This is a genomic window from Streptomyces sp. PL-25 (assembly GCF_058344915.1).
The window spans coordinates 4,605,328-4,621,736 of sequence record NZ_CP136997.1; the positions used below are offsets into that span (position 1 = coordinate 4,605,328).

At 72.4% G+C, this 16,409-nt stretch carries 14 protein-coding genes; 10 read left to right on the plus strand and 4 right to left on the minus strand.

Going from position 1 to position 16,409, the window contains the following annotated elements:
• Nucleotides 1-50 precede the first annotated feature (50 nt).
• The 9 genes from R4Z62_RS20920 to R4Z62_RS20960 all read left to right on the plus strand — a co-directional run bounded on the left by R4Z62_RS20920 (nucleotide 51) and on the right by R4Z62_RS20960 (nucleotide 11,514).
• On the plus strand, nucleotides 51-1,280 hold the full coding sequence (locus R4Z62_RS20920) for a hypothetical protein (RefSeq protein ID WP_385496867.1): 1,230 nt from the start codon (nucleotides 51-53) through the stop codon (nucleotides 1,278-1,280).
• Nucleotides 1,281-1,638: 358 nt separating this feature from the next.
• On the plus strand, nucleotides 1,639-2,901 hold the full coding sequence (locus R4Z62_RS20925; RefSeq protein ID WP_064534870.1) for an amidohydrolase: 1,263 nt from the start codon (nucleotides 1,639-1,641) through the stop codon (nucleotides 2,899-2,901).
• A gap of 206 nt (nucleotides 2,902-3,107) precedes the next feature.
• Nucleotides 3,108-4,178 carry a BMP family lipoprotein gene (locus R4Z62_RS20930; RefSeq protein ID WP_491520596.1) on the plus strand — a complete coding sequence of 357 codons (1,071 nt, stop codon included), beginning with the start codon at nucleotides 3,108-3,110 and terminating at the stop codon, nucleotides 4,176-4,178.
• A 294-nt stretch (nucleotides 4,179-4,472) separates the two neighbouring features.
• Nucleotides 4,473-5,519 carry a BMP family lipoprotein gene (locus tag R4Z62_RS20935; protein WP_064534874.1) on the plus strand — a complete coding sequence of 349 codons (1,047 nt, stop codon included), beginning with the start codon at nucleotides 4,473-4,475 and terminating at the stop codon, nucleotides 5,517-5,519.
• Between the two features lie 239 nt (nucleotides 5,520-5,758).
• Nucleotides 5,759-7,351, plus strand: a complete 1,593-nt coding sequence (locus R4Z62_RS20940) for an ABC transporter ATP-binding protein (RefSeq protein ID WP_355476358.1) — start codon at nucleotides 5,759-5,761, stop codon at nucleotides 7,349-7,351.
• Nucleotides 7,348-8,478 (plus strand): ABC transporter permease, encoded by a 1,131-nt coding sequence (locus R4Z62_RS20945; RefSeq protein WP_355476097.1) that lies wholly within the window; start codon nucleotides 7,348-7,350, stop codon nucleotides 8,476-8,478. The genes R4Z62_RS20940 and R4Z62_RS20945 overlap by 4 nt, the downstream gene beginning before the upstream one ends.
• Nucleotides 8,475-9,737: an ABC transporter permease gene (locus R4Z62_RS20950; protein ID WP_491520597.1), complete on the plus strand. Its 1,263-nt coding sequence runs from the start codon at nucleotides 8,475-8,477 to the stop codon at nucleotides 9,735-9,737. The genes R4Z62_RS20945 and R4Z62_RS20950 overlap by 4 nt, the downstream gene beginning before the upstream one ends.
• Nucleotides 9,734-10,138: a cytidine deaminase gene (locus R4Z62_RS20955; RefSeq protein WP_491520598.1), complete on the plus strand. Its 405-nt coding sequence runs from the start codon at nucleotides 9,734-9,736 to the stop codon at nucleotides 10,136-10,138. The genes R4Z62_RS20950 and R4Z62_RS20955 overlap by 4 nt, the downstream gene beginning before the upstream one ends.
• A gap of 92 nt (nucleotides 10,139-10,230) precedes the next feature.
• On the plus strand, nucleotides 10,231-11,514 hold the full coding sequence (locus R4Z62_RS20960; RefSeq protein WP_064534882.1) for a thymidine phosphorylase: 1,284 nt from the start codon (nucleotides 10,231-10,233) through the stop codon (nucleotides 11,512-11,514).
• 125 nt (nucleotides 11,515-11,639) lie between these two features.
• Here the strand turns inward: R4Z62_RS20960 and R4Z62_RS20965 are convergent, their stop codons facing one another.
• Nucleotides 11,640-12,560, minus strand: coding sequence for an AEC family transporter (locus tag R4Z62_RS20965; RefSeq protein ID WP_382850041.1), 921 nt, complete (start codon nucleotides 12,558-12,560; stop codon nucleotides 11,640-11,642).
• A gap of 126 nt (nucleotides 12,561-12,686) precedes the next feature.
• Nucleotides 12,687-13,424, minus strand: a complete 738-nt coding sequence (locus R4Z62_RS20970) for a hypothetical protein (protein WP_491520599.1) — start codon at nucleotides 13,422-13,424, stop codon at nucleotides 12,687-12,689.
• Nucleotides 13,425-13,596: 172 nt separating this feature from the next.
• On the opposite strand from R4Z62_RS20970, the gene R4Z62_RS20975 reads away from it, so the two are divergent.
• On the plus strand, nucleotides 13,597-13,986 hold the full coding sequence (locus tag R4Z62_RS20975; protein WP_159393145.1) for an STAS domain-containing protein: 390 nt from the start codon (nucleotides 13,597-13,599) through the stop codon (nucleotides 13,984-13,986).
• Here R4Z62_RS20975 and R4Z62_RS20980 read toward each other — a convergent pair.
• On the minus strand, nucleotides 13,870-14,886 hold the full coding sequence (locus tag R4Z62_RS20980) for a sigma-70 family RNA polymerase sigma factor (protein WP_491520600.1): 1,017 nt from the start codon (nucleotides 14,884-14,886) through the stop codon (nucleotides 13,870-13,872). The genes R4Z62_RS20975 and R4Z62_RS20980 overlap by 117 nt on opposite strands.
• Before the next feature lie 168 nt (nucleotides 14,887-15,054).
• Entirely contained in the window at nucleotides 15,055-16,374 is a 1,320-nt protein-coding gene (locus tag R4Z62_RS20985; RefSeq protein WP_491520601.1) for an MFS transporter, read from the minus strand.
• Between the last annotated feature and the right edge of the window lie 35 nt (nucleotides 16,375-16,409).

Genomic DNA, 16,409 nt, shown 5'->3' on the forward strand with positions numbered 1-16,409 from the left:
CCGAGACCGTCCCCCCTCCCACCCGCACGCGACGGAACGGTCGTACGCCGATGACCCCCCACCCCGGCGCCCCCCGCCCCGGAACCCCCCGCCCCGGAACCCCCCACCCCGGCACCGCGGGCCCCGCCCCCGCCGCCGTTCGCGCCCCCGCGCCCACGCCCACGCTCGCCTTCGTCGAGAGTCCCGTCCAGCTCCTGAACGTCCTGGAGTGGGCCCACGCCCGCGGCCTCGCGGCCCGCGTCCGGCGCCCGGCCACGGACGGCGGGCACCCCCCGCCGCGCCCGCCCGGCGGACCTGTCCGCGACCCGCTCACGCTGGTCGTGCTGGCCCCGACCGACCCGATGACACGGGGCCAGCTGCGCCGCATGGCCGAACTGGCCCGGGACGAGGGGTACGAGGTGCGGTGGGAGGAGGCGCGGGGCGGGGCCTCGGCGCCGTTCCGGACCATCGGCGCGCTGGCGGGGCGGCTGCGCCGGGCGGGCCGGGTGGTGCTGGGCGACCCGTACTCGCGGTACGTGCAGCTGCTGCTGACGATCACCGGGGCGCCCGATCTGGTGGTCGTGGACGACGGCACCGCGACCATGGAGTTCACCGCCCAGCTCTGCCGCGGCGAGCGGCTGGTGCGCTGGCACCGCAAGGGCGGCCGGCCCGGCCCCCGCGACCTGCTGTTCGCCCCGGTGTCCGCCGCCGCCCGCCGCCGCCTCGCACCCGCCACCGGGCGGGACGGGCGGCGGGTGGAGGTCTTCTCCTCCATGCCGCTCGGCACGGTCCCGGACGGGGTGAGCGTCACCGCGAACCGCTTCGTGTGGACCCGTGCCCGCTTCGGACCGCCCCGCGTCACCACCGGCACGGATCTGGTGGGCACCTCCCTGGTGGAGACCGGCGTGGTGGACTGCGACCGCTACCTGGCCGCCGTCCGCGCGCTGGCCCAGGCGCACGGCGCCGGCCGCTACTTCGCGCACCGCCGCGAGAGCACCGAGAAACTGCACCGGCTCGCGGTGGAGACCGGCCTCGAGGTGGTCCGCCCCGAACTGCCCCTGGAGCTGACGGCCCGCCGCGGCCCCATCGGCCGTACGGTCCTCAGCTTCCCCTCCACGGTCGTGCACACGCTGCCGCTGGCCCTGGCGGGCACCGGAGTGCGGGTCGCCGTGTGCGACATCGATCCGAGCTGGCTGACGCCGACGGCCTCCCCGCGCGCCGAGGGCTTCCTCTCCGGGGTGACCGGCACCGCGCGCGGCGTGCACCGGGTGGTGACGGGACCGAATCACTACGCTCTGTGACCATATGCAGCCGCCCTGCGAGTGATCGGCCAGGGGTGATCACCGCTGGCCCGCCGGGCGGCGACTCCCCGGCGGGCCGGCAAGGGAACACGGTGGCAAGTCCCGCCGGTGATCACAGTGTGCGGAACATGGCGTCCAGCAGGTGAACATTTCGGGCGTGATCCGGACGGCACGTGGTATGCCTGGAGAAAAGAACAAAAGCGGTCCACTCGGCCGAGCAGGACGGGCGAGTGTACCCATCCCATTCGACGCCTATGCGCCGACGGCCGGCTCTTCTTCCCCTGACGGGCTGAACTTTTGTTGAACGAGGGGCAGTTGACCGTCCCGGCGTCATACCCTTCAGAGGGTGAACCAACTGATGTCCCCAGAGTCCGAGGCCGATCATCCCGCGGAGAACGCCCTGCCCGGCACGCTGCCGGAGGCGCTGTTCGCCGAACTCGTCGCGTTCCGCCGCGACCTGCACATGCACCCGGAGCTAGGCAACCAGGAGTTCCGCACCACCGCCGCGATCAAGGCGCGGCTGGAGAAGGCGGGCCTCAGGCCCCGGGTGCTCCCCTCCGGGACCGGCCTCGTCTGCGACATCGGCAAGGACGCCGAGGACGACACGGGCATCGACGAGAACGCCACCGAGCCGGACGCCGCCCACGGCATGCTGGCGCTGCGCGCCGACATCGACGCGCTGCCGATCCCGGACACCAAGAGCGAGAGCCCCTACCGCTCGACCGTGCCCGACCGCGCCCACGCCTGCGGCCACGACGTGCACACCACCGTGGTGCTCGGCACCGGACTCGTCCTCGCCGAGCTGCACCGCGAGGGGCTGCTCGCCCGCCCCGTACGGCTGGTCTTCCAGCCCGCCGAGGAGGTGCTGCCCGGCGGCGCCACCGAGGCGATCAAGGCCGGGGTGCTCGGCGGCGTCAGCCGGATCCTCGCCGTGCACTGCGACCCGCGGGTGGACGCCGGGATGATCGGCCTGCGCCAGGGCGCCATCACCTCCGCCTGCGACCGCCTGGAGGTCTCCCTCGACGGTCCCGGCGGGCACAGCGCCCGGCCGCACCTGACGACCGACCTGGTCACCGCCGCCGCCCGTGTCGTCACCGACGTGCCCGCCCTCGTCGGCCGCCGCATCGACACCCGCGCCGGCCTCGCCGTGACCTGGGGACGTATCGAGTCCGGGCACGCGCCCAACGTCATCCCGCAGCACGCCGAGCTGGCCGGCACCGTGCGCTGCCTGGACATCAAGGCCTGGCGGCACGCCCCGGACATCGTGGTCGCCGCCATCGACGAGGTCGCCAACCTGCACAAGGCCAAGTCGGAGATCAACTACGTGCGCGGTGTGCCCCCGGTGGTCAACGAGCCGGAAGCGACCGAACTGCTGCGCGAGGCCATGACCGCCCGGCGCGGCCCGTCCTCCGTGGAGGACACCGAGCAGAGCCTGGGCGGCGAGGACTTCTCCTGGTACCTCGAACACGTGCCCGGCGCCATGGCCCGCCTCGGCGTCCGCACCCCCGGCGAGCGCACCCTGCGCGACCTGCACCAGGGCGACTTCGACGCCGACGAGTCCGCGATCCGCGTGGGCGTGGAGCTCTTCACGGCGGCGGCGCTGCTGCACCCGACGCACTGAGCCGGGTCCGGCGCACCGCCGCGGGAGGGGCGCCCCCGGGCACCCCTCCCACGGCCCCCTCCCGCGGCGGCACGGTTCGGTAACGGCGCGGAAAAACACCGTTCCCCCCTCCTTCTACGCGCGTTACTGTGCGCCGGACTCGCCACCAGGGGCGGCACATGGGGCGCGCGCCGGTGACGGCGCCGTGGCAAGAAGGGGTGCTTGCTGTGCGTACGAACTCCCGGAGGACCGGTTTCTCCCAGGCCGCGGTGGCTGTCGCGGCCGTCGCGGTCTTGGCCGCGGGCTGCGGCAAGTCCAGCACCGACCCGGGGGGCGGCTCCGCCGCGTCCGGCGCGTACTCGGGCAAGGGCATCGGCCTGGCGTACGACATCGGCGGCAAGGGCGACCAGTCCTTCAACGACGCCGCCTTCGCGGGCTTCGAGAAGGCGGAGAAGGAGTTCAGGATCGGCGGCCGGGACATCGAGCCGCAGGACGGCGAGTCCACCGCCGACAAGGTGCAGCGCCTGGAGCAGCTCGCCAAGGCCGGCTACAACCCGATCGTCGGTGTCGGCTTCGTCTACGCGCCGGCCGTCAAGGAGGTCGCCGCCAAGTACCCGAAGATCACCTTCGGCATCGTCGACGACGACACCGTCAAGGCGTCCAACGTCGCCGACCTGCTCTTCCACGAGGAGCAGGGCTCCTATCTCGCCGGGGTGGCCGCGGCGAAGGCGACCAAGAAGAACCACATCGGCTTCATCGGCGGCGTCGACATCCCCCTGATCCACAAGTTCGAGGCAGGCTTCGAGCAGGGCGCCCGGTCCGTGAACCCGAAGATCAAGATCGAGTCGCAGTATCTGACGCAGACCGCGCAGGAGGGCGGCTTCGCCAGCCCGGACAAGGGCAAGGACGCGGCCAACGGCCAGATCGAGGCCGGCGCCGACGTCGTGTACGCCGCCGCGGGCCTGTCCGGACAGGGCGTCATCCAGTCCGCCGCCGCGCACAGGGTGTGGGCGATCGGGGTCGACTCCGACCAGTACAAGCAGTCGGCGCTCGCGCAGTACAAGGACTGGATCCTCGGCTCGGCGCTGAAGAACGTCGGCGGCGCGGTGTACGACCTGACCAAGTCCGTCGTCGAGGGCAAACCGCACACCGGCGAGGTGCGCGGCGACCTGAAGTCGGGCGCCGTGGGCTTCGCCGACTCCAACCCGAAGTACCAGGCCATGAAGGACGTCGTCGCCGCCGTCGACAAGGCGAAGCAGGACATCGTCGACGGCAAGGTCACCGTCCGCGTGGAGTAGCAGGCGGAGGTGGAGGTGGAGGTGGAGCAGGACGTGGAGTGGTCCGGACGGGCGGGGGGACGCGGGACCTGCCGGGCCGCTCCGCGGTCCCTGTCCGGCCGCTTCCGCGCCCGCGTCCCTCGCCTTGCGCGAGGGGCGCGGCGCTGTCCGTGAGGGCGGCCGCGGCGGCGGCCTCCGTGCGGCCACAGGTCGGTAACGGAGGGGACAGAAGGGGTTTTCCGTCTGGTCTACGCGCGTTACGCTGCGGCGGAACCAGCGCCTGGTTTGGGCGCTTGCACAAAGGAGTCTCCTTCCATGCGCCGGGTGTCCCGTATCGCGGTTGCGGGCGTTGCAACCGCAGCTCTCGCTGTCACCGTCTCCGCCTGTGGCAGTTCGTCCAGCAAGTCCTCGGGCGGCGAGGGCAAGAACCTCGGCCTCGCCCTGGCCTACGACGTCGGCGGCAAGGGCGACCAGTCCTTCAACGACGCCGCGACGGCGGGCCTTGAGCGCGCCGACAAGGAGTTCGGCTACAAGAGCACGGCCGTCGAGCCGCAGGACGGCGAGTCCGACGCGGACAAGGTCCAGCGCCTGGAGACCCTGGCCAAGCAGGGCTACAACCCGGTGATCGGGGTCGGCTTCGCCTACGCGCCGGCCGTCAAGGAGGTCGCCGCGAAGTACCCGAAGGTCACCTTCGGCATCGTCGACGACGAGCAGATCAAGGCGTCCAACGTGGTGGACATGGTCTTCCACGAGGAGCAGGCGTCCTACCTCGCCGGTGTCGCCGCCGCCAAGACCACCAAGTCGAACACCGTCGGCTTCGTCGGCGGCGTGGACGTCCCGCTCATCCACAAGTTCGAGGCGGGCTTCAAGCAGGGCGTCGAGGACACCAAGAAGGGCGTCAAGGTCAAGTCGCAGTACCTGACCGAGACGGCCGCCGAGGGCGGCTTCGCCAGCCCCGACAAGGGCGAGAACGCCGCCAACGGCCAGATCGACGCCGGTGCCGACGTCGTCTACGCCGCCGCGGGCCTGTCCGGTCAGGGCGTGATCAAGGCCGCCGCCGCGCACAAGATCTGGGCGATCGGCGTCGACTCCGACCAGTACAAGCAGGACGCGCTGGCCAAGTACAAGGACTCGATCCTCACCTCGGCCATGAAGGACGTCCAGGGCGCGGTGTACAACCTTGCCAAGTCCGTCAAGGACGGCAAGCCGCAGAGCGGTGAGGTGCGCGCCAGCCTGGCCACCGGCGGTGTGAGCCTGGCCGACTCCAACCCCGTCTTCAAGAACAACGCCGACCTCCAGGCCGCGCTGAAGAAGGCCGAGGACGGCATCAAGAGCGGCGCCATCAAGGTCAAGACCTCCTGACCCGGTCGTGACCGGCCTGGAACCTTCCCGGGCATGGTCAGGGCGACGCTGCAATGGCAGCGTGGCAGCGTCACAGCCAGGGAACGGGGTGCGGGAGGCATGACAGGTCTCCGCACCCCGTTCGCGCGGCAGAATGCTCGGAAAAGATCGGGACGGAAAAAATCCGATCGATTCAGGGCACTACGTAAAGCAGGGGCGCTACGCGCGTAGAGCGGCCCCTTTCCTGAGGAGAGTGCGCCATCGACGCGTCCAGCAGCCCTCCGCTCACCGCTCAGCCGACAGCCGCGGTCGAGCTTGCGGGCATCACCAAGCGGTTCCCCGGAGTCGTCGCCAACCACGACATCCGCCTCACGGTCCGCCGCGGCACCGTCCACGCCCTCGTCGGCGAGAACGGCGCCGGCAAGTCGACGCTGATGAAGATCCTCTACGGCATGCAGAAGCCGGACGAGGGCACCATCACCGTCGACGGCGAACAGGTGGCCTTCGGCAGCCCCGCCGACGCCATCGCCCGCGGCATCGGCATGGTCCACCAGCACTTCATGCTGGCCGACAACCTGACCGTCCTGGAGAACGTGGTCCTCGGCAGCGAGAAGCTGCACGGCATCGGCGGCGCCGCCCGCAGGAAGATCAAGGAGATCTCCGACCGGTACGGCCTCGGCGTGCGTCCCGACGCCCTCGTCGAGGACCTCGGCGTCGCCGACCGCCAGCGGGTGGAGATCCTCAAGGTCCTCTACCGCGGCGCCAAGACCCTCATCCTCGACGAGCCGACCGCCGTGCTGGTCCCGCAGGAGGTCGACGCGCTCTTCGACAACCTGCGCGAGCTGAAGTCCGAGGGCCTCTCCGTCATCTTCATCTCCCACAAGCTGGGCGAGGTCCTCTCGGTCGCCGACGACATCACCGTCATCCGGCGCGGCACCACGGTCGGCACCGCCGTCCCCGCCGAGACCACCCCGCGCCAGCTCGCCGAGATGATGGTCGGCAGCGAACTGCCGACGCCGGAGACCGCCGAGTCCACGGTCACCGACCGTCCCGTGCTCACCGTCGACCGGCTCCGCCTGGAGGCCGACGGCGGCCGTCCCGTCCTGGACGACATCACCTTCACCATCCACGCCGGCGAGGTCCTCGGCCTCGCGGGCGTCGAGGGCAACGGCCAGACCGAGCTGATCGAGGCCCTCATCGGTCTCAAGCACGCCGACTCCGGCTCGATCAGCCTGCTCGGCGAGGACATCACCCCCTGGCCCACCCGCAGGCGCCGCGAGTCCGGTGTCGGCTACATCCCCGAGGACCGCCACCGCCACGGCCTCCTCCTGGAAGCCCCGCTGTGGGAGAACCGCATCCTCGGGCACGTCACCGAGCGCCCCAACGCCAAGGGCTTCTGGCTCGACCCCAAGGGCGCCCAGGCCGACACCCGCCGGATCGTCGAGGAGTACGACGTCCGCACCCCCGGCATCGACGTCACCGCCGCCTCCCTGTCCGGCGGCAACCAGCAGAAGCTGATCGTCGGCCGCGAGATGAGCCACGCCCCGAAGTTCCTCATCGCCGCCCACCCCACCCGGGGCGTGGACGTCGGTGCCCAGGCGCAGATCTGGGACCAGATCCGCGAGGCCCGCCGCGAGGGCCTGGCCGTGCTGCTGATCTCCGCCGACCTGGACGAGCTGATCGGCCTGTCCGACACCCTGCGGGTGATCTACAACGGCAGGTTCGTCGCCGACGCCGACCCGGCCACCATCACCCCGGAGGAACTGGGCTCGGCCATGACGGGTGCCGCCGCAGGCCACCTGGAATCCGCAGAGACCACCGACGACGCCGGTCCGGAGGACGAGGCCCGATGAAGAAGTTCGACAAGGAGCGGGTGCTCCTCGCGGTGGCCGGCCCGGTCATCGCGCTCGTCGCGGCGATCGTACTGACCTCGGTCGTGCTGATCGCCTCGGGCAAGAACCCGATCGAGCCGTACACGCTGATGCTCCAGCAGGCCGGGTACTCCGACGTCCAGGTGCTGATCCTGAACCAGGCGTCCATGTACTACCTGGCCGCGCTCGCGGTCGCCGTCGGCTTCCGCATGAACCTGTTCAACATCGGCGTCGACGGCCAGTACCGGCTCGCCGCGATGGTGACCGCCGTGGTCGGCGCCCACCTCGCCCTGCCGTCCTTCCTCCAGATCCCCGTGCTGCTCCTCGTGGGCATGCTCACCGGCGCCTTCTGGGCCGGCATCGCGGGCGTCCTGAAGGTCACCCGGGGCGTGAGCGAGGTCGTCGCGACGATCATGCTCAACTCCATCGCCACCAGCCTCATCGGCTACCTCACCCTGAACAGCGTGTGGGGCGTGCAGGTCGGCAACAACTCGACCACCGGCATCATGAAGGACTCCGGCTGGGTCCCCGGCATCGACCTCGGCTCGGACGTCGGCGAGATCTACGGCCTGGTCTTCCTCGCCATCGCCATGGGCGTCGTCTACTGGGTCGTCCTCAACCGCACCCGCTTCGGCTTCGACCTGCGGGCCACCGGCGAGTCCGAGTCCGCCGCCGCGGCCTCCGGCGTCGACGCCAAGAAGATGGTTCTCACCGCCATGCTGATCTCCGGCGCGGTCGCGGGCCTCTCCGGCCTGCCGCTGCTGCTCGGCGACGCCCACACCTACAGCCTGAGCTTCCCCACCGGTCTCGGCTTCACCGGCATCACCATCGCCCTGCTCGGCCGCAACAACCCGGTCGGCATCGCCGTCGCCGCGCTGCTGATCGCCTTCCTCGACAAAGCGTCCCCCGCCCTCGACTACGCCACCCCGGTGGCGTACGAGAAGGAGATCGCCACGATCATGCAGGGCCTGATCGTCTTCGCGGTCGTCATCTCCTACGAGGCCGTGCGCCAGTGGGGTCTGCGCCGCCAGCAGAAGCAGGTCGGCCTGGAACTCGCCGTGGCCGCCGCCCAGAACAACTCCGAGAAGAAGGAGGTGGCGGCCCGATGACCACCGCGACCATCGCCAAGCCGCAGGCGAAGCAGCCCGGCCGGGGCAGCCGCCGGTTCTCCCTGCCGGTGCTCCTGCTGATCATCGCGGGCGTCCTGGTCCTGACCTCCGTCGTCCGCCTGATCACCGGCGCCGACGGCATCACCTCCACCGGGCAGATGTCCACCGCGCTGCGCCTGGCCGTGCCGATCGGCCTCGCCGGACTCGGCGGTCTGTGGGCCGAGCGCGCGGGCGTCGTCAACATCGGCCTCGAAGGCATGATGATCCTCGGCACCTGGTTCGGCGCCTGGGCCGGCTACCAGTGGGGCCCGTGGACCGGTGTCCTGTTCGGCATCATCGGCGGCTGCCTCGGCGCGATCCTGCACGCCGTCGCCACGGTGACGTTCAACGTCAACCACATCGTCTCCGGTGTGGCCATCAACATCCTGGCCCTCGGCACCACCCGCTACCTGTCGAAGTTCACCTTCGAGGGCGTCCCGCAGGGCTCCTCCAAGCAGTCCCCGCCGATCGACTCGCTGGGCACCTTCGACATCCCCGGTCTGTCGGGCTGGCTGGACACCCTCAACGAGAAGCACTGGTTCCTGGTCTCCGACGTGGCCGGCCTGGTCGGCGGTCTGATCACCGACCTGTCGCCGCTCACCGTCGTCGCCGTGGCCCTCGTCCCCCTGTCCTGGTGGGTGCTGTGGCGCACCGCCTTCGGGCTGCGGCTGCGTTCCTGCGGCGAGAACCCGGTGGCCGCCGAGTCCCTCGGCGTCAACGTCTACAAGTACAAGTACCTGGCCGTGATCATCTCCGGCGGCTTCGCCGGCCTCGGCGGTGCCTTCCTGTCCATCGTCGCCTCGAACGTCTACCTCGACGGCCAGACCGCGGGCCGCGGCTACATCGGTCTCGCGGCCATGATCTTCGGCAACTGGATGCCGGGCGGGCTCGCCCTCGGTGCCGGGCTCTTCGGCTACACCGACAGCCTGAACCTGCGCGGCGGCACCACCAACGTCCACGCGCTGATCCTGCTGCTGGCGATCCTGCTGGTGTGCGGGGTGGCGTACCTGGTGTGGCGCAGGAAGCTCGTCCCGGCCGTCGTCACCGCCGTGATCTCGGCGCTGATGTTCGTCTGGTACGCCGGCACCAGCGACGTGCCCAAGCAGGTCGTGACCGCCACCCCGTACATCGTCACCCTGCTGGTGCTGTCGCTGTCCGCGCAGCACCTGAGGATGCCGAAGGCGGACGGACTGCCGTACCGGAAGGGGCAGGGCAAGTGACACAGAGCGCGCCGACCGTCGACTGGGTGGCCCTGCGCGAGGCGGCGCGGGCGGCGATGAGCCGGGCCTACGCCCCCTACTCGGGCTACCCGGTCGGCGTGGCCGCCCTGGTCGACGACGGCCGCACCGTCACCGGCTGCAACGTCGAGAACGCCTCCTACGGCATCGGACTGTGCGCCGAGTGCGGTCTGGTCTCGCAGCTCCAGAACAGCGGCGGCGGCCGGCTGACCCACTTCACCTGCGTGGACGGCAAGGGCGACATCCTCGTGCCGTGCGGGCGCTGCCGCCAGCTGCTGTACGAGTTCGGCGGGCCGGACCTGCTGCTGGAGACCCCGGCCGGAATCCTGCCGCTGGAGCGGATGCTGCCGCAGGCCTTCGGGCCGGAGCACCTCGCCAAGTGACCCGGGTGCGGCCCCTCGGCGCCCGGCGCGGCGCGGAGGGGCCGCACCCGTTCGAACAAGACCTTCGCACCCCGGAAGGAAGCGAAACAACCATGGCCATGGACGCCATCTCCGTCATCCGCACCAAGCGGGACCGCGGCGGACTCAGCGACGAGCAGATCGACTGGGTCATCGACGCGTACACCCGCGGGGAGGTCGCCGACGAGCAGATGTCCGCGCTCGCCATGGCCATCCTGCTCAACGGCATGGACCGGCGGGAGATCGCCCGCTGGACCGCCGCGATGATCGCCTCCGGCGAGCGCATGGACTTCTCCTCGCTGTCGCGGCCCACCGCCGACAAGCACTCCACCGGCGGCGTCGGCGACAAGATCACCCTGCCGCTGGCCCCGCTCGTGGCCGCCTGCGGCGCGGCCGTCCCGCAGCTGTCCGGGCGCGGCCTCGGCCACACCGGCGGCACCCTGGACAAGCTGGAGTCCATCCCCGGCTGGCGCGCCCTGCTGTCCAACGAGGAGATGCTGTCCGTGCTGGACGGCGTCGGCGCGGTGATCTGCGCGGCGGGCGACGGCCTCGCCCCCGCCGACAAGAAGCTCTACGCCCTGCGGGACGTCACCGGCACGGTCGAGGCGATCCCTCTGATCGCCTCCTCGATCATGTCCAAGAAGATCGCCGAGGGCACCGGCTCGCTGGTCCTGGACGTCAAGGTCGGCTCCGGCGCCTTCATGAAGACCGTCGAGGACGCCCGCGAACTGGCCTCCACCATGGTCGGCCTGGGCACCGACCACGGGGTGAAGACGGTCGCGCTGCTCACCGACATGTCCACCCCGCTCGGCCTGACCGCGGGCAACGCCCTGGAGGTCCGCGAGTCCGTCGAGGTGCTGGCCGGCGGCGGCCCCGCCGACGTCGTCGAACTGACCCTGGCCCTGGCCCGGGAGATGCTGGACGCGGCCGGCCTGAAGGACGCCGACCCGGCCAAGGCGCTGGCCGACGGCTCCGCCATGGACGTGTGGCGCCGCATGATCGCCGCGCAGGGCGGCGACCCGGACGCCGCGCTGCCCACCTCCCGGGAGCAGCACGTCGTCACGGCCCCCTCCTCCGGTGTCCTCACCCGCCTGGACGCCTACGCCGTCGGTGTCGCCGCCTGGCGCCTCGGCGCCGGCCGCGCCCGCAAGGAGGACCCGGTGCAGGCGGCGGCGGGCGTCGAACTGCACGCCAAGCCCGGTGACCCGGTCACCGCGGGCCAGCCCCTGCTGACCCTGCACACCGACACCCCGGACCGCTTCGCGTACGCCTTGGAGGCCGTGGCCGGCTCCTACGACGTCGCCCCGGCGGGCACGGACTTCAGCGCCTCGCCGGTGGTCCTGGAGCGCATCGCCTGACCCGCGGCCCGCGGACTGCGGTGTGCAGCCCGCGTACGCGGACGGACGGGACCGGTGCAGCGTCACCGGTCCCGTCCGGCGTACGGGGCCTGGATCCCGGTGTCCGGTACGGGACTGAGGTGCCGTCAGCCCAGCAGTGCCGCCACCGCCACCAGGACCGGTACCGACAGCACCGTCGAGAGCAGGATCGACTCGCGGGCCAGGTCCTCGCCGACGCCGTACCGGCTCGCGTAGGTGAAGAGGTTCTGCGCGGCGGGCAGCGCCGAGGTCACCACCACGTCCAGCAGCGCGGCGCCGTGCAGTCCGAAGACGCCCGCCGCCAGCGCCCAGGCGGCCACCGGCTGGCCCACGGCCTTCAACGCCACCGACAGCAGCACCGGCCGGCGGTCGAGCCCCCGGCCGGGCGCGGCGCTGCCGCGCAGCGCGATGCCGTACGCGAGCAGGACGGCCGGGACGGACATGTTGGCGATCAGGGTCAGCGGCTCCAGCACCGGGCCGGGAAGCGACAGCCCCGTCCCCGAGACCAGGACGCCGCCGAGCGCGCCCACCGCGATCGGATTGCGCAGCGGAGTGAGCAGCCGCCGCCACAGCGGCCCCTTGTCGCCCGCGCCGGTCAGGTCGAGCACCGTCAGCGCGACCGGGGTGACGACGATCTGCTGGAACAGCAGCACCGGCGCCACCAGGGAGGCGTCACCGAGGACGTACGCGGCGATCGGGATGCCGAGGTTCCCGGAGTTGACGTAACTGGAGCAGAGCGCGCCGATGGTGGTGCGGCCCACGCCCCAGCGGCGCACGGCACCGGCCGCGACGAACACCCCCGCTGCCGCCGCCGTGCTCAGCGCCGTCACCAGCAGCCGGCTGGAGAACACCACGGACAGATCGGCGCGGGCCAGCGTGGTGAACAGCAGGGCCGGGGTCGCCACCTGGAAGGCAAGCCGGGTCAGCACCTCGCGGCCCTGCTCACCGAGCGAGCCGCGCCGGCCCAGGACGTACCCCACACCGATGACCACGGCGATGACCGCGAAACCGGTCAGCACCCCTTGCACACGGCCCCCTCGGCGGTCGGCGGTCCTGCGGGTGTCGGGGGCGGCGGGGGTCCGTGGCGCATGCCGCCCACCCTCCGGCGGGGGAGGGCGGGCGGTCAATGTGATCTCCGCCCGGTCGCCGGCGGGTCAGCGGCGCAGGCCGTCCGGCAGCCGCTGCGGCGGGAGTTCGGGGTTCCCGTCCGCGCCGATCGGGGTGTTCTCCGGGTAGCGGGCGCACTTTGCGGCGGCGGACACGGCGAGCCGGTCGCCGGGGAGGGCCCTGGCGTACAGGGTCGCGCCGCCGCCGGGCGGTACCGCCCGCAGGGTGGTCCTCTGGTCGGCGGTCGCGTTCTCGGTGATGTCCCAGCCCTGCCGCCGCAGTTCGGCGGCTGCCCGCCGCAGCGCCGACTGCCCCGCGGAGTCGGGGACGTTCTTCAGCGTCCACCGGCTGCTCACGGTGACCACGCCGGGCATGTTCGGCGGCGCGTCGTTGAACTGGTCCGCCAGGTGGCTCAGACCGGTGTAGGGGCAGTCGGTCTCGGCCTGGTGGCGCGGGCTGCTCGTGGGCTGGTCGTCCAGCTCGGCGTCCGGCAGGGCGAGGGCCGCGTAGACCTCCTGGGCGCGGGCGTCCAGCCGGTCGGCGGTGACGGCCGGGTCGGCGACCGGATAGGCGTCGCCGTCCCACCACTGCCGCGCCGTCAGCCCCGCGCCGAGGCTGAGCACGGTGGCGAGCGCCGTCAGCCCCACGGCCACCGTCACCCGGGCACGGCGCGGGCCGGCCGGACGCGGACCGGCCGCACGCGGACCGGAGGTGGCCGCGCCGGGCGGTACGGGCGGTACGGGCGGCACGGGCTGGGCGGGCGGGGCAAGCGGACCTCGTGTCATGGGCAGCATGCTGCCGGGCGACGGCGGGCCGGACATGGGCGCGCGTACTCACACCGCGTACTCAAAGGGCGTACTCAAAGGGCGTACTCAAGGAGGCGCGGGGTGCTCCCCGGGCGGGCGCGGGACCGGAACACGCCGGGCCGCGCCGAGAGGTTCGGGCCGAGCCGTTCCGATGAGTTCAGGCCGTCGCGGCTGTCTACCGCACGTGGATGCCAGGACACCCGCCGTGCTCGTGCTGACCGGCCCCGTCACGCGTGACGAGGTGGCCGGGCTCTGCGCCGCCGTACGTTCGCTGCTGGAAGCGGGAGGGCCGCCCGGGGTCGTCGTCTGTGACGTCGGCGGGCTGGGACCGCCGGGCCTGTGGGCCGTGGACCTGCTGGCGCGGCTCCAGCTGGCCGCCCGCCGGTCCGGCGGGCGGATCCGGCTGCGCGATCCCGACCCCGCGCTACCCCTGCTGCTCGACCTGGTCGGCCTCGCCTTCGAGACGGAGGGGCAGCCCGAACAGCGGGAACCACCGCTGGGTGTCCAGGAAGCAGTGGAACCCGGTGATCCGGCCCGCTGAGACCTCCAGCACCTGCACCGCCCACGGCGCGTAGCCGCCCTTCTCCGGGTCCGGCTTGTACTGGGCGAAGGCGGGCAGGCCGTTGGCCCGCACCGGCACCAGCCGGGAGTTCGCGCAGGCCGCGCCCATCGTCGACATGAAGCCGGTGATGTCGGACGGGCCGGTCAGCCACAGGTCGAACGGCGGCATCGTCATGACCGCGTCCTCGTGCAGCAGCGCGGTCAGCGCCGTCATGTCGTACCCCTCGAACGCCTTCACATAGCGCTCCAGGAGCTTCTGCTGTTCCTCGTCCAGCGGGTCGGACACCTCGGCGCCCGCGCCGCTCTCCTCCCGCTCGGCGAGGGTGGCGCGGGCCCGCTGGAGGGCGCTGTTGACCGAGGCGACCGTGGTGCCGAGCAGCTCGGCGACCTCGCTCGCCCGCCAGGCCAGCACCTCGCGCAGGATCAGCACGGCCCGCTGCTTGGGCGGCAGCCGCTGGAGCGCGGCCATGAAGGCGAGCCGCACGGACTCCTTGGCGACGGCCGCCTCCGCCGGGTCCCCGGCCGCGGGCAGCACCCGGCCGTCCGGCACCGGCTCCAGCCACACATGGTCCGGGCGGGGGGCCAGGGCCGCCTGCGCCAGCGGTGTCGACTCGGTCAGGTCCATCGGTCTGGCCCGCTTGCCGCCCGCCGTCAGCATGTCCAGGCACACGTTCGTCGCGATCCGGTACAGCCAGGAGCGCAGGCTGGAGCGGCCCTCGAACCGGTCGTGGCTGCGCCAGGCGCGTACCAGGGTGTCCTGGACCGCGTCCTCCGCCTCGAAGGACGAGCCGAGCATGCGGTAGCAGTAACCGGTCAGCTCGACGCGGTGCTTCTCCAGCTGTGTCGCGAGGTCCGCCGTCGCAGCCGTGCCGTCGCCCATCGTCGTCCACCCACCCCTGTGGCCGTACCGTCCGAGTGCGTCGTCGCACCCGACACCCCGGAAGCTACCGCAGCCCACTGACAACGGCCCCCGGAGCCGGTAAACCGGCAGGTAAGGAGGGTCAGGAGGGTCAGGAGGGCAGGGTGAGGGAGCCGGTGCCGGTCCGGCTCAGGCCACCGCCGCCTCGCGCCGTGCCGTGCGCCGGGCCGCGCGCGAGCCGAGTGCCGTGATCGCCACGACCCCCGCCACGGCCAGCAGGCCGACGCCGACCGTGCCGTCCCAGCCCTGGCCGTGGAAGGCCGTCGCACCGACCGTGCTGCCCACGCTGGAGCCGATGTAGTACGCGGACTGGTACAGGGCGGACGCCTGGGCGCGGCCGTGCGACGCGGTCCTGCTGACCGCCGAGGAGGCCACCGCGTGCCCGGCGAAGAAGCCCGCGGTGATCAGGACCAGGCCCAGCAGCACGGACACCAGCGAGTCCGGCACGGACAGCAGCAGGCCCGCCGCCGTCGTGGCGCCCGCCAGGTACAGGGCGCCCCGGCGGCCCAGCCGCCCCACCAGACGGCCGGCCGTCGACGCCGACACCGTGCCCACCAGGTACACCAGGAAGATCGAGCCGACGATGCCCTGCGGGAGCGAGAAGGGCGCCTCGGTCAGGCGGTAGCCGATCACCGTGTAGACGCCGCCGAACACCGTCATGAACAGCGCGCCGATCGCGTACAGGCGGCGCAGCAGTGGGTCGGAGAGGTGGTCGCGGACCGTGCCGGCCAGCACCCGCGGGCGCAGCGAGCCCGGTGTGAAGTGGCGCGGCGCCGGCAGCAGCAGGCGGAAGGCCACCGCGCACGCCACCGCGATCAGGCCGACCAGCCCGACCGCGACCCGCCAGCCCCACTCCTGGGCGACCCAGCCGGTGATGACCCGGCCGCTCATCCCGCCGACGCTGTTGCCCGCCACGAACAGACCGATCGCCGTGACCAGCGCCTTGGGCCGGACCTCCTCGGCGAGATACGCCTGCGCGGAGGCGGGCACCCCGGCCAGCGCGGCGCCCTGGAGGGCCCGCAGCACCACCAGCGCGCCCAGCGACGGGGCGAAGGGCACCAGCAGGCCGACGGCCACCGCGACCACCAGCGACGCCGTCATCACCGTACGCCGTCCGAAACGCTCCGAGAGCGCGCTCATCGGCAGGACGAACAGGGCCAGGCCGCCGGTCGCCGCCGCCACCGTCCAGCTCGCCTCGCTCGCCGCGACCCCGAACTCGCCGGAGATCAGCGGCAGCAGCGCCTGCGTGGAGTACAGCAGGGCGAAGGTGGCGACCCCGGCGAGGAAGAGGGCGAGGCTCATCCGGCGGTAGCCGGGACCGCCGGGCGCCATCCGGGAATCGGCGGAGGAGACGGCTGGGGCTGAGGAGACGGACGAGGCCGGGGAGTCGGAGGAGACGGCGGGGGAGGCGTCCACGGCGGTGGACGCCCCGGTATCGGCGGGAGACATGCTTCGACGGTAGGAAGGGCGCCTTCATCCGTCCA